The 12,285-nt window shown below is 66.0% G+C and carries 13 protein-coding genes; 7 read left to right on the forward strand and 6 right to left on the reverse strand.

Annotation, left to right across the window (positions count from 1 at the left end; all coding sequences use genetic code 11):
* Window positions 1–223: 223 nt before the first annotated feature.
* From ACVWZ7_RS12125 to ACVWZ7_RS12140, 4 genes are all read left to right on the forward strand, one after another.
* Window positions 224–595, forward strand: coding sequence for a hypothetical protein (locus ACVWZ7_RS12125; protein ID WP_456507975.1), 372 nt, complete (start codon window positions 224–226; stop codon window positions 593–595).
* Window positions 592–1,647 (forward strand): zinc-dependent alcohol dehydrogenase family protein, encoded by a 1,056-nt coding sequence (locus tag ACVWZ7_RS12130; protein ID WP_456507976.1) that lies wholly within the window; start codon window positions 592–594, stop codon window positions 1,645–1,647. Before ACVWZ7_RS12125 ends, ACVWZ7_RS12130 begins: the two co-directional genes overlap by 4 nt.
* Entirely contained in the window at window positions 1,644–2,090 is a 447-nt protein-coding gene (locus tag ACVWZ7_RS12135; RefSeq protein WP_116766676.1) for a flavodoxin family protein, read from the forward strand. Before ACVWZ7_RS12130 ends, ACVWZ7_RS12135 begins: the two co-directional genes overlap by 4 nt.
* 81 nt (window positions 2,091–2,171) lie before the next feature.
* Complete coding sequence (locus ACVWZ7_RS12140) at window positions 2,172–4,136, forward strand: DUF4389 domain-containing protein (protein ID WP_456507977.1); 1,965 nt, start codon at window positions 2,172–2,174, stop codon at window positions 4,134–4,136.
* Window positions 4,137–4,145: 9 nt separating this feature from the next.
* On the opposite strand, the gene ACVWZ7_RS12145 is transcribed toward ACVWZ7_RS12140, so the two are convergent.
* Together ACVWZ7_RS12145 and ACVWZ7_RS12150 are read right to left on the reverse strand one after the other, a co-directional pair.
* Window positions 4,146–4,628, reverse strand: a complete 483-nt coding sequence (locus ACVWZ7_RS12145; RefSeq protein ID WP_456507978.1) for a hypothetical protein — start codon at window positions 4,626–4,628, stop codon at window positions 4,146–4,148.
* Window positions 4,629–4,733: 105 nt separating this feature from the next.
* Window positions 4,734–5,186, reverse strand: a complete 453-nt coding sequence (locus ACVWZ7_RS12150; protein WP_456507979.1) for a hypothetical protein — start codon at window positions 5,184–5,186, stop codon at window positions 4,734–4,736.
* 335 nt (window positions 5,187–5,521) lie between these two features.
* Between ACVWZ7_RS12150 and ACVWZ7_RS12155 the strand changes: the two genes are divergently transcribed.
* A complete protein-coding gene (locus ACVWZ7_RS12155) occupies window positions 5,522–6,301 on the forward strand; it encodes an SDR family NAD(P)-dependent oxidoreductase (protein ID WP_091255415.1) in 780 nt (259 codons plus the stop codon).
* Window positions 6,302–6,307: 6 nt separating this feature from the next.
* Here the strand turns inward: ACVWZ7_RS12155 and ACVWZ7_RS12160 are convergent, their stop codons facing one another.
* From ACVWZ7_RS12160 to ACVWZ7_RS12175, 4 genes are all read right to left on the reverse strand, one after another.
* Complete coding sequence (locus tag ACVWZ7_RS12160) at window positions 6,308–6,967, reverse strand: GntR family transcriptional regulator (protein WP_456507980.1); 660 nt, start codon at window positions 6,965–6,967, stop codon at window positions 6,308–6,310.
* A gap of 116 nt (window positions 6,968–7,083) precedes the next feature.
* Window positions 7,084–8,076: a transketolase family protein gene (locus ACVWZ7_RS12165; protein WP_456507981.1), complete on the reverse strand. Its 993-nt coding sequence runs from the start codon at window positions 8,074–8,076 to the stop codon at window positions 7,084–7,086.
* Window positions 8,073–8,972, reverse strand: a complete 900-nt coding sequence (locus ACVWZ7_RS12170; protein WP_456507982.1) for a transketolase — start codon at window positions 8,970–8,972, stop codon at window positions 8,073–8,075. The genes ACVWZ7_RS12165 and ACVWZ7_RS12170 overlap by 4 nt, the downstream gene beginning before the upstream one ends.
* Window positions 8,973–9,044: 72 nt before the next feature.
* On the reverse strand, window positions 9,045–10,382 hold the full coding sequence (locus ACVWZ7_RS12175) for an MFS transporter (RefSeq protein ID WP_456507983.1): 1,338 nt from the start codon (window positions 10,380–10,382) through the stop codon (window positions 9,045–9,047).
* Between the two features lie 193 nt (window positions 10,383–10,575).
* On the opposite strand from ACVWZ7_RS12175, the gene ACVWZ7_RS12180 reads away from it, so the two are divergent.
* Window positions 10,576–11,400, forward strand: a complete 825-nt coding sequence (locus tag ACVWZ7_RS12180) for a sugar phosphate isomerase/epimerase family protein (RefSeq protein WP_456507984.1) — start codon at window positions 10,576–10,578, stop codon at window positions 11,398–11,400.
* A 101-nt stretch (window positions 11,401–11,501) separates the two neighbouring features.
* Window positions 11,502–12,278 (forward strand): SDR family NAD(P)-dependent oxidoreductase, encoded by a 777-nt coding sequence (locus tag ACVWZ7_RS12185; protein ID WP_456507985.1) that lies wholly within the window; start codon window positions 11,502–11,504, stop codon window positions 12,276–12,278.
* Window positions 12,279–12,285 lie beyond the last annotated feature (7 nt).

Consider the following 12,285-nt stretch of genomic DNA (forward strand, 5'->3'; position numbering starts at 1 on the left):
CCCCCAAGCTGAATTTGGGGCGGTTCCTGCACGGCCAGTTGGGGGATGAACCGCTTGCTTATCAGGTGCACGGTCTCGCTTAAAACCTTGGGGAAGGAAAAGGCATTCCGCCCTTTCCCGCGTCTGCGGGAACAGGGCAGGAGACCGAAGCCAACATGACTTTTGACAGCGATTCTTACATTATTGAGTGCGCTGACGGGCTGCGCGGGAGCTCTGACCTCACGTGACTCACAGGCAATACGGAAACCGATCCAGCGCCTACTACGCACACCCCTCGCATGGGGATCCCCGCATCAAAGTCCTTATTCGGATCGACGCCATTGAGCAGTCGGCGAGGGTCAACGTGCGGGGCGTCGTCACCCCCGCAAACATCCGGGCCCTCTACGTTGTCTGCCGCCGCGTGGCGGCCAAACTCCCCGGGTACGAAGTCGTGGTGGACCTCGCCCACTCCCGCGTGACGGACGATGCCATTGAAGAACTCTACGAGCATGCCCGTCGCTCAGTCATGTCATCCGGCATCGACGACTCGGTAACGCCGTGCCGGCTGCGCATCGTGGATCCGCCGACCATCCTCAAAACCAAGGAGCACGTATGAAAGCCCTCGTCTATGGCGGCCCTGGAGAGAAATCCTGGACCGACGTCCCCGACCCCACTATCCAGAGCCCTAGCGATGTGATCGTCAAAGTGGACACCACCACCATTTGCGGCACGGACCTGCACATCCTCAAAGGCGATGTTCCGGCGGTGACAAAGGGACGCATTCTGGGCCACGAAGGGGTCGGCACCATTACGGAGATCGGCGCGTCCGTGACCAGCCTGAAGGTCGGGGACCGTGTCATCATCTCCTGCATTAAGTCCTGCGGGCACTGCGCCAATTGCAAGACCGGCCTGTACTCCCACTGCTTGGGAGATGAGGGCACCTCCGGCATCGGCTGGGTCTTCGGGCACCTGATCGACGGCACCCAGGCCGAGTTCGTCCGCGTCCCTTACGCCGAGAACTCACTGCACCTCCTGCCCGAGGGAGTCAGCGACCAGCAGGCCGTCATGCTCTCGGACATCCTGCCCACCGGCTTTGAGATCGGCGTGCAGTATGGCCGGGTCAAGCCCGGTGACACGGTGGCAGTGATCGGCGCAGGTCCCGTGGGGCTGGCCGCGATCTCCACGGCGGGTCTCTATGGCGCCGCCACGATCATCGCCGTCGACCTCGACGCGAACCGGCTGGAGAAATCCCGCGAATTCGGCGCCACCGATGTGGTCCTCTCCAGCGATCCCAATTGGAAGGAGCAGGTGATGCTCCTGACCGACGGTCAGGGCGTGGACGTGGCGATCGAGGCCGTCGGCATCCCGGCGACTTTCGCCATGTGCACCGACATCGTGCGGCCCGGCGGGAATGTGGCCAATGTCGGCGTGCACGGCAAAGCCGTGGAGCTGCACGTCGAAAACCTCTGGATCCAGAACATCAACATCAGCATGGGCCTGGTCAACACCAACACCACCCCCATGCTGCTCAAGCTCGTGGCGCAGCAAAAACTCCCAGCGGACAGTTTCGCCACCCACCACTTCACCTTTGACGAGTTCATGGAAGCCTACGACACCTTCGCCCGTGCGGCAGAGACGAAGGCCCTCAAAGTGGTGATCACGGCTTGAAAGCCTTCATTGTCTACGACTCGGCCTTCGGCAACACGAAGGCCGTGGCCGAGGCAGTGGCCGGTGAGCTCGAGGGACTGGACGCCGCGGCCGTCCCGGTCGACGACTTCAACGCCGGAGAGTTGGCAGCGGGGGACCTCCTCGTCGTCGGCAGTCCCATCAACGGATGGCGTCCGACGCCGAAGGTCACCGCGCTGCTTTCGGGCCTCGGCAAGGACCGGCTCACGGGGGTTAAGGCGGCCGCCTTCGACACCCGCGTGCGCATGTTCATCCACGGCGACGCCGCCAAGAAGATCACGCATGCCCTCCGTTCCGGCGGAGCCGACATCATCTCCGAGCCCATGCCGTTCTACGTGGGCGGCACCAAGGGCCCGTTGCGCAGCGGTGAAATCGAGAAGGCTGGCAGTTGGGCAAAGACCCTCCTGACCTCGCTCGGTCGGTAGCGGCGCGGCCAGGCGCACCCTGCATCCGGAAGTCCTGCCCGACCGGGCAGGACAAACGGACCATCTGAAAGGACGGCGGCCATGAAAGCAGGCCGGATTGTCATGCTGGTCCTCGGTGCGCTGTGCGCCTTGGTGGGGCTCGGACTGCTGGCGGGAGCCGGCGTCACGGGATGGGCCAACTACCAGCAGCGCGACGGCAGGTACTTCGTCACGCCGTCGGAGCAGTTCTCAGGCGATTCCTTCGCCCTGACGACCCCGCGGCTGGACCTCATGACCGCAGGCGGCCTGCCCGAGGGCACCCCCGTGGACCTTGCAGGCAGCGTGCTGCTCCGCGGCTCCACCAACGACCCCGGCAAAGAAATCTTCATTGGAATTGCCCCGCGGGCCGACGTCGCGGCGTACATGGCCGGGGTCCGGCATACCGAGATCGTCGACGTCAGGTTCGATCCCTTCCGCACTATCTACCGCGAAGTGGACGGATTCAAGCCCCCGGCCGATCCGGCGCGGCAGAGCTTCTGGGCCGCGACCGCCACGGGCCCAGGTGAACAGGAACTCACCTGGAACCTGCGCTCCGGAAGCTGGGCCGTGGTGGTCATGAATGCCGATGCGAGTGCACCGGTGGCGGTAAATCTGCAGGCAGGGGCACGCTCCGACCTACTGTGGCCGATCTTCATCGGCCTGCTGATCGGCGGCCTTGTGATGCTGCTGATCGGGGTGCCGCTGATCGTGCTGGGCGCGGCCGGCCTCGGCCGCGCCGCACGGTCCGGCCGAGGCGGCCCGGGCAGCGGCGTCCCTCCCGGCAACCTGCCGCCCCAGCCCGGCCAGCCGCATCCGGTGGGTGCGTACGCGCCCGGGGCCCCAGGGCAGTTGAACAGCGCAGTGCCGCCGGGCGCGGCAGGGTCCTCCGGAGTCCCGCCAGGCGCCGTAGCAGCCTACGCTGCCGCGCCGGGAACTCCCTATCCGGTGCCTCCGGGCGGCCCCTCGCACTACGTGTATCCGGCCCGCCTCAACGGCTACCTCGACCCGAACCTGTCCCGCTGGATGTGGCTCGTCAAGTGGTTCCTGGCCATTCCGCACTGCATCGTGCTGTTCTTCCTCTGGTTCGCTTTCGGCGTCGTAACTCTTGTGGCCTGGTTCGCGATCCTGTTTACGGGCCGCTACCCCCGCTCACTGTTCGACTTCAATGTTGGCGTGATCCGCTGGAACTGGCGTGTGGCCTTCTATGCCTTCAGCGCCATCGGCACCGATGCCTATCCGCCCTTCACCCTGGCCCGTACCAACTACCCGGCCGACTTCGACGTCGACTATCCCGACCGGCTGTCCCGCGGCCTGATCTTCGTGAAATCGTGGCTGCTGGCCATTCCGCATCTGCTGATCATCGGCGTGCTGACCGGGACGGCGAGGTCATGGGAGTTCCGCGACGGCCGCTGGGTGCAGGAAGGCGTGGGCATCTCGCTCCTCGGGCTGCTGGTCTTCATTGCCGGCGTGATCCTGTTGTTCACCGGCCAATACTGGCGGGGTTTGTTCGATCTTCTGCTCGGGCTGAACCGCTGGATCTACCGCGTCATCGCATACGTATCCCTGATGCGGGATGAATATCCGCCGTTCCACCTCGATATGGGTCCCGTCGATCCGGGCGACATGCCGGTGCCGGCCTATGCCGGACCGCCGGCCGGGCCTTATGCCGGCCCGCCAGCCGGGCCTTATGCTGGCCCGCCAGCCGGACCCTATTCCGGCCCCCCAGCCGGGTCCGCCGCGGCAGCCCCGTATCCGGTCCCCGGTCCATCCCCGTATCCCCCAGCAGCGCCAGGTCCAGCCCCGAGTCAGGGTCAGGCGACCGTGCGTGGCCCGGCACCCGAGCGTGAGGCTCCAGGCGGATCGCCCGGCGGCCCCCCGTCCGGTCAGACTGGCGGGCCGGCTGGTGGCCAGGCGGGCTTCTACGGCATCGGCGGCCCGGCGGCCGCGGTCAACGCTGAAACCCCAGAAACCCCAGAAGCCCCTGAAGTCCCCAACAACCAGGGCGGCCAGGGTGACCCTAAGCCGTGATGAGTTGGATCATCCGAACACGGAGCTGAAGTTCCCCGGTTGACCGCCCGAGCGGTCCTGGGAACGGCGGATGCGTGCGGCGAGGCGATCTGCCAAGAGTTCCGCGGTGACCTCGACCTCATTGAGGAAGTCGGTCCGCCTGAGTGCCCTGACGACGCGCTCCGGATCGAGCTCCGGGAAGAATGTGCCGGCCAATTCGGGGGAGACGATTTCCTGCTCGTGGCGCAGGACCATGTGGGCAAACTCGTGGAGGACAATCTGCTGCCGGTGGACCTCGGAGGCCGCCCGTGCGTGCAGGATCAGGTCCATGTGGTCCAGCCCGAACCACAGCCCGCAGACTTTGTCTGTTGCCCCTTCGATGGGGTTGATGACGATCTTGCGGCCCCGCTGCCGTTCAAGGTGTCTCTGGATTGAGGCAAGGGACACCGGCTCGGCGAGGGCGAGGCCGGCTTCTGCTTCCCGTGCCCGCGACCGGGCGGCGTCGTAATCCATGTACCGAGTCCTTGGCAGTTGAGAGCGTCAGCATGCCCGCGATCATAGCCGCCAAGCTTCGCCAAAAGCATATCAGCGCAGGTCAAAGCATGGTTGGCGGCCTACTCAGGGCTCGTCCGTATCCCCGCGCGAGAGCTGTTCGTCGATCAGGTCCCGGATCTGGAGCAGGGTTTCGGGGGAGAGGCCGTCCAGTTGGCGGGCGGCAAAGTTACGGACTTTGTTGGCCCGCATCGAGGCGAGCAGTTCAAGCTGAGCCTCCACCCGGGGCGGAAGTTCGTCGTCACCATCGATCAGGTAGTTCTCGTTCACGCCGAAGAACCTGGCCAGGTTCTGCAGGAGTTCGACCTTCTTGACGGCGGGGCCGGTGCCCGATCGCATGTAGTGCCATCTGGCGCGAGAGAGCGGCGTCCCGGCCTCGGTCATGGCGTCCCTGACGTCATTGAACGTGATTTTCCGGCCCTCGGCCTCAGCGGTATCCAGGAGAATGTTCAGTTTGCGGGCGAGGGCTAGGCCCGGCGCCGAGGTCGACTGGTCACTGCTCACAGTGGCTTCTTTCATCAAGCGAATATGGTCGGACGCGGCTCTTCACGTGTCGTCAGTTCGCGTGCAATCCTAACAGATTGGACATGTCTAATCTGTTCCGGTTACGCTCAGGGCGAGGAATTGGACGTGTCCAATTCCTCGCTGGCAGGACGGCGGTAAGCCGTCAGGCGCGCCGTGATTCGGCCAGGCGTAAGCATTTGGGGGGCTCCTGGCCGGGTCCCGGCGTTGCCCCGGCCCCTCCCCGGTGTTGTCCCGCGACGGCCCGCACGGGACCGGGCCTCTTGCCACCGACGTCCGGCAAGAACATAGTTGAGGGAATTCACGAACTCCGCGGCACTAGGCAGGCGACCATGCTGAATAACGGGCTTCCGGACAACGGCTTGCTGCACGGCAAGACCGCACTGATCTACGGCGGCGGCGGGGCGGTCGGCGGGGCGGTGGCCAGGGCCTTCGCGGCCGAAGGCGCGTCCGTCCACATCGCCGGCAGGACCGAAGCGCGACTGGAGAAAGTGGCCCGAGACATTCGCGAGGCCGGCGGCACGGCGGAGACCGCCGTCGTCGATGCCCTGGACGAGGAGCAGGTGGATGCCTTCGTGAACCGGGTGGCGAAAAAGAGCAAGAGGATTGACATCTCCTTCAACGTGATCTCGTTTGGAGATGTCCAGCAGCCGCTCATGGACATTGATGTGGACGACTTCACCCGGCCCATCAGCCTGGCTGCGCGCACCCACTTTCTCACCACCCGCGCGGCCGCCGCCCACATGGTCAAACAGCGTTCCGGCGTGGTGCTCATGTTCGGCGGCTCGGGCCCGCAGACCGTACCGGGCCTGGGCGGGTTCAAAGTGGCGCTCGACGCGATGGAAGGACTGCGCCGGCAATGGGCCCTCGAGCTGGGAAAGCACGGTATCCGCGTGGTCACCATGGTGACCGGCGGCATTATCGAAACCATCCCGTGGCAGGCCGAAGGTCGGGAAGAGATCGTGGTGGAGATCGCCAGGACGGCCCATCTGAACCGCACCGCCACCCTGACAGACGTCGGGAACGTGGCCTCGTTCATCGTTTCGGATAAGGCGGCAGCCATCACCGACGCGACGGTCAACATCTCCGCCGGCGCGATCGTGGACTACTGACGCCGGCTAGGCGACGAGGTTCGCCGCGGCGACGTCCATGTGTTCGAGGACGGTGGCGCGCGCCAGCATTGCGTCGCCGGTCTCGATCGCGGCGACGATGTCGTGGTGCCGGTCAACGCTCATGTTCTTGACGGCCCGTTCGATCCCGGCAAACATGATCGACATCCGGATGGAGCCCTCAAGCGATTCCCAGGAGTGCAGCAGGGTCTCGTTTCCCGTCAGCCGGCATATCGTCCGGTGGAACTCGAGATCGGACTCGATCCGTTCCTCCAGGGTCCCCTCCGCGGCCGCCGCCATGGCGTCGATCGCCGAGCGCAGGGACGCAATCACCGGGATCCGGTCCGGCAGTTCACACAGCGTCCGGACCGCGAGCGACTCCAGCGCCGCCCGGACGGCGTAGATATCCCGGATTTCCTTGCTGTCCAGATGCCGTACGGACAGCCGTCCCCGCGCTCCGGCCGAGAGCAGCCCTTCCTGCTCCAGCTGCCGCAGGGCCTCGCGCAGCGTTCCCCGGCTGATCTGGAGCATGTCGGATAGTTCGGTCTCCACCAGATGCCGGCCCGGCTCAAGTTCACCGCTCGTGATCGCCGTGCGCAGGGCGGACAGCGCCTGCTCGCGAAGGCTCTTCTTTTCGAGTCCGAGCAGCGGGGCTGTTGCTCCGGCCATGGTGTGTCCTCACTGTCAGTGGTCAACTGTCTACAGTTGGTGTGTTAACAGTTGATGGTACGGCACCCGCGCGGGACCGGCGGCTGCCGGGCCCGCGCGGCGACTCTTCTTCGGGCTTAGCCCAGTTCGGCGAGGACCTTGGCGACGATCCGCTGCACCGAAAGCCCGTAGCGTTCGTGCAGAGTGGGCAACGCCCCGGCGTCGAGGAACTCATCAGGCAGCGCCACCGGCACCACCCGCTTGCCGAGTCCCGCCGTGACCACGGCCGAGGCGACGGTCTCGAAAAGGCCGCCCACCACGCTGTGGTTCTCCAGCGTCACCGCGAGGCGGTCGGTGTTCAGCTCGGCCAGGACCGTTGCAGAGTCGAACGGCTTGATGGTGGGGGCATGGACGACGGCGACATCCACGTTGTGCGCGGCCAGCGCCTCGGCCGCCTGAAGCGCCCGCATGGTCATGAGTCCGCTGGAGATGAAGACGACGTCGTTGCCACCGCGCAGGACTTTGGCCTTGCCGAGTTCGAACGTGTAGTCGTACTCGTCCAGCACCGTGGGGACATTGCCGCGCAGCAGGCGCAGGTACGTGGGGCCCTCGCTGGCCGCCAGCTGGGGGACGGCCTGCTCGATGTCGAGGGAGTCGCACGGATCCACGATCGTCAGGTTGGGCATGCCGCGGAAGATCGCCATGTCCTCAGTGGCCTGGTGGCTGGGGCCGTACCCGGTGGTCAGTCCGGGGAGTCCTCCCACGATGTTGACGTTGAGGTTCGGCTCGGCGGCGTCCAGGCACAGGAAATCGTAGGCGCGCCGGGCGGCGAACACCGAGTATGTGGATGCAAACGGGACCAGGCCCGTCTCCGCCAGCCCGGCCGCCGCGCCGAAGAGCAGCTGCTCGGCCATGCCCATCTGGAAGAACCGTTCCGGGAAAGCCTGGGCGAAGATATGCATGTCCGTGTACTTGCCCAGGTCCGCGGTCAGGCCCACGATCTTGTCGTTCTCCTGTGCGGCTTTGACCAGGGCGTGCCCGAACGGTGCGGGCGCTGTCTTCTGGCCCGGGTCCGCGAAGGATGCAATCATGGCCGACGTCTTCAGCTTCGGTGTTGCGGCGGTGCTCATCGTGCGGCCTTTCCTTCGAATCCTGCGGTCAGCTGCTCGCGGCAGAGCTGCCATTCGTGCTCTTCAATGCGCATGAAGTGCGCCTTTTCGCGGTCCTCGAGCAGCGGGACGCCGCGTCCCACTTTGGTGTCGCACAGGATCACCGAGGGACGTCCGGTGGCGGCCGCCCGGGCAGCGGCGTTGTCGAACGCGGCCAGCAGCGCGCCGACGTCGTTCCCGTCCACGCGCTGGGTGTACCAGCCGAACGCCTCCCACTTTTCGGTGACGGGCTCGGTGCGCAGCACGGTGTCGGTCTTCCCGTCGGCCTGCAGGGCGTTGATGTCCACCATGGCGGTGAGGTTGCCGAGCTGGTGGTGGTGCGCGCCCATGGCGGCCTCCCACGTGGAGCCCTCGTCGAGTTCGCCGTCGGAGAGGAAGTTGTAGACCCGGGCGTCCGACCCCTGGTAACGCAGGCCAAGGGCGGCGCCGACGGCGATCGAGAGGCCGTGGCCGAGGGAGCCGCCAGAGATCTCCATGCCTGGGGTGTAGGTGGACATCCCGGACATCGGCAGCCGGGAATTGTCCGAGCCGTAGGTCTCCAGTTCCGTGACGGGGATGGTCCCGGCCTCGGCGAGGGCCGCGTAGTGGCCGATCGCGTAGTGGCCCGTGGAGAGCAGGAACCTGTCCCGCCCGTCCCATTCGGGATCGTCGGCGCGGAACCGGAGCTGGTCCGCATAGACAACCGCCAGCATGTCGGCCGCGCCGAGGGCCTGGCCCACGTAGCCCTGGCCCTGGACCTCGCCCATGTTCAGGGCGTGGTGCCGGATCCGGAACGCGGCCCCCTCGACCCGTTCAAGGCGTGCTGCCTCGACGTCGGAGGGTTTGCCCCGGGCTGCTTTTTCCTGTGTGAGAACCACAATTCTGCCTTTCAAAATTGACGTGATGAGCTACTGCGGGAGGCCGTCGACGGCGTCCGGTGGGGTGCGTCCCTACGCGGTCACGTGGGTGGGGGTGCTTTTGGTGGCCTCGTCCGCGAGCTGGCGTTCGCGCTTGCCCCAGGTTTCCCGGGTGGCGAGGGCGGCCCAGAGGCCGATGGCGGCGTAGGTGCCGAAGAGCAGTGCCGGGCCCATCCAGCCGAAGCTGACGAACAGCAGGGTGGTGATGAACGGGGTGAAGCCGGAGACCATGGCCGAGATCTGGTAGGCCAGCGAGGCGCCCGAGGCGCGGGTCTTGGCCTGGAAGAGCTCCGGGAACCAGGCGCCCTGGGCGCCGGCGAGCGAGTTCTGGCACACGGCGTAGGAGATCACGAGGGTGGCGATGATGAAGATGAACAAGCCGGTGTTGACCAAAAGGAACATCGGCACGGCGAAGGCCACCGCGAAGGCGCAGGACCAGATGTAGAGCGGGCGCCGGCCGATCCTGTCGGTCAGTCGTGCCCAGGCCTGCGTGGCGAAGATGCCGATCGCGGAGGCGATGCACAGTGCGACGAGTGTCTGGGTCTTGTCGGCCAGGTGCTGGCTGTTCAGGTAGGAAATCATGTAGGTGATGGACACGGCGTAGCCTGCGGTCTCGGCGATGCGGAGGCCGATGCCCTTGACGATGTTGCGCCAGTCGGTCTTGAGGACCTCCGTGATGGGCGACTTCACGATGTTGCCGCTGTCCTTGACCTCGTCGAAGACCGGGGACTCGGGGACCTTGGAGCGGATGATCAGGCCGACGACGACCAGCACGATGCTGGCGAGGAACGGAATGCGCCAGGCGAGTTCGCCGCCGAGCTGGACGCTGAAGAGGAACACCAGGTTGGCCAACAGCAGCCCGACCGGGAAGCCGGCCTGGACCATGCCGGTGTACTTGCCCTTGGATTTCCACGGCGCGTGTTCGTAGCTCATGAGGATGGCGCCGCCCCACTCCGCGCCGAAGGCCAGGCCCTGGACGATGCGGACGAACACCAGCAAAGCAGGAGCCATCAGGCCGACCTGGCTGTACGTGGGAAGCAGGCCGATGACGAAGGTGGCGACGCCCATGAGGATCAGGGACGCCACCAGGACCGGTTTGCGGCCGAGCTTGTCACCGAGGTGGCCGCCGATGATGCCGCCAATGGGACGGGCCGCGAAGCCGACACCCAGGGTGGCGAAGGCGGCCAGGGTCCCGGTCACCGGGTCGCCCGTGGGGAAGAAAGCCGTACCGAAGTACAGGGCTGCTGCCGTGCCGAAGCCGATGAAGTCATAGGTCTCGATAACTGCGCCGACGCTGGAGCCGACCGCGACGCGCCGGGCGTCCTTCGTGCCATGCACAGGGCCTCGCATGGTGAGAGCTTCGTTGCTCATGTCAATCCCTTTCGAAGAGAGCTGTCGACGCTTCAGCGCCAACACTGTCGACTGTTAACAGATGATACGCCAGTGTGACCCGCGACATAAGTAATGTCAACAGTCAACTTCAAAGGTTGACTGTTGACAGTCGACTTTGTAGTGTGGTCCGTATCACCACCGCCCTCGGGGCACGACCAGAGGATCAACGACGATGTTCAATTCCCGACTCGGCTGCTCGTCCATCAGCTTCCGCCACCAGGACTTGCCCACGGCCCTGCGCACCATCAGCGGCCTGGGTTTCGAGGAAATCGATCTCGGCGCCCTTCCCGGAGTGTGCGACCACGTTCCCTACGACCTTGACGCCGCTGCCGTCGCCGCCGTGACGGCCGACGTCGTTGCCTCCGGGCTGCGGGTCCGTTCGGTCAACGGAGACATTGGGGACCTCAACGCCGTGCTCGACGCCGACGCACAGTCCGCCCGGAACCGGCACCTTGACGCCCTCCTCACCCTGGCGGCCGGAATTGGTGCCAAGGCCCTTGTCCTTCCCTGCGGCGCCCTCGGCCACGAGCCGGTCCGCAGCATCGACGAGGATCTGGACACCATTGCCGCTCAGCTCCTCGGGGCCAGGCGACGCGCGGACGAGTTCGGCGTCGAGCTCTGGACCGAGTCACTGCACTTCCTGCGCTTCTGCTGGAACCTGGAGCGCGCGGAACTGCTGGCAGAGCGGCTGGCCGGAGCCGGCGTCGGGATCGTCATGGACTTCAGCCACATCGTGGCCGCCGGCGAGGACCCGCTGGACTACCTTGAGCGGCACCGGGGCCGGATCGCCCACGTCCACCTGCGCGATGCCGCGCCGGGGAACATCAACCTCAGCATCGGCAACGGCGACGCCGATTTCGCCGCCGGCCTGGGCGCACTCGCTGCCCACGGTTACGCCGGCCACTTCTCCCTGGAGCTGGAGACCCGCGACGTCACGCACGACGAACGCCCGGCAGCAGCCGCCAAGGCCGCCAGCTTCATCACAGACCTCATCTGACCCATCGACTGCTCCGAAACGGCCGTTCTGGACCGCCAAAACGGCGCCGTTGGAGCAATCGATTCCATCAAAGAGACACCACACCAACTCCAAGGAGCATCATGAGCACCACCATCCAGCGCACCGCCGTCCTCACCGGGGCAACCTCGGACCGGGGCATCGGCATCACCACCGCACGCCGCTACGCCAGCCAGGGCTGGGGCGTGGTGATCCTGGACCTCGACGGCGAGAAGTCCGCCAAGGTCGCCGCGGAGATCGGCAACGAATTCAACGTTCCCGCCTTCGGCCACGAGATCGACGTCGCCAACGAGGACTCCGTGAACGCCGCCTACCAGGCGGTTGCCGCCGAGGTCAGCGCCGGCAACCTGCCCGCCGTCGGCGCCCTGGCCAACATCGCCGGCATCACCTCGCCGGTGCCGTTCCTGGAAACCACCCTCGAGCTCTGGAACAAGGTCATGGCCGTCAACGCCACGGGCACCTACCTGGTCACAAAGGCGTTCCTGCCGGACATGATCGCCAGCGGTTGGGGCCGGATCGTGAACATGTCCTCCGTGTCCGCGCAGCGCGGCGGCGGCGTCTTCGGCAAGGTCCCCTACTCCGCAGCTAAGGCCGCCATCCTGGGTTTCACCAAGGCCCTGGCCCGTGAGCTCGGAAGCACCGGCGTGACCGTCAACGCCATCACCCCCGGCGCTGTGGACACCAACATCCGCGTGGGCAGCACCGAGGAGCAGGAAGCGGCCATTAACGCCGGTATCCCGCTCGGACGCAACGCCAGCACCGAGGAAATCGCTGCCGTCATCACCTTCCTGTCCTCCGAGGAGTCCGCCTACCTCACCGGAACCACCATCGACATCAACGGCGGAAGCCACATCCACTAGCAGCCTC

Source organism: Arthrobacter sp. TE12232, assembly GCF_054062615.1.

Excerpts from the sequence above, each read along its gene's own strand:
- ACVWZ7_RS12165 (WP_456507981.1), bottom strand. The coding sequence starts at position 8,076 with ATGAGCACCGCCGCAACACCGAAGCTGAAGACGTCGGCCATGATTGCA.
- ACVWZ7_RS12150 (WP_456507979.1), bottom strand. The coding sequence starts at position 5,186 with ATGAAAGAAGCCACTGTGAGCAGTGACCAGTCGACCTCGGCGCCGGGC.
- ACVWZ7_RS12185 (WP_456507985.1), top strand. The coding sequence starts at position 11,502 with ATGAGCACCACCATCCAGCGCACCGCCGTCCTCACCGGGGCAACCTCG.
- ACVWZ7_RS12130 (WP_456507976.1), top strand. The coding sequence starts at position 592 with ATGAAAGCCCTCGTCTATGGCGGCCCTGGAGAGAAATCCTGGACCGAC.
- ACVWZ7_RS12145 (WP_456507978.1), bottom strand. The coding sequence starts at position 4,628 with ATGGATTACGACGCCGCCCGGTCGCGGGCACGGGAAGCAGAAGCCGGC.
- ACVWZ7_RS12155 (WP_091255415.1), top strand. The coding sequence starts at position 5,522 with ATGCTGAATAACGGGCTTCCGGACAACGGCTTGCTGCACGGCAAGACC.
- ACVWZ7_RS12175 (WP_456507983.1), bottom strand. The coding sequence starts at position 10,382 with ATGAGCAACGAAGCTCTCACCATGCGAGGCCCTGTGCATGGCACGAAG.
- ACVWZ7_RS12160 (WP_456507980.1), bottom strand. The coding sequence starts at position 6,967 with ATGGCCGGAGCAACAGCCCCGCTGCTCGGACTCGAAAAGAAGAGCCTT.
- ACVWZ7_RS12180 (WP_456507984.1), top strand. The coding sequence starts at position 10,576 with ATGTTCAATTCCCGACTCGGCTGCTCGTCCATCAGCTTCCGCCACCAG.
- ACVWZ7_RS12140 (WP_456507977.1), top strand. The coding sequence starts at position 2,172 with ATGAAAGCAGGCCGGATTGTCATGCTGGTCCTCGGTGCGCTGTGCGCC.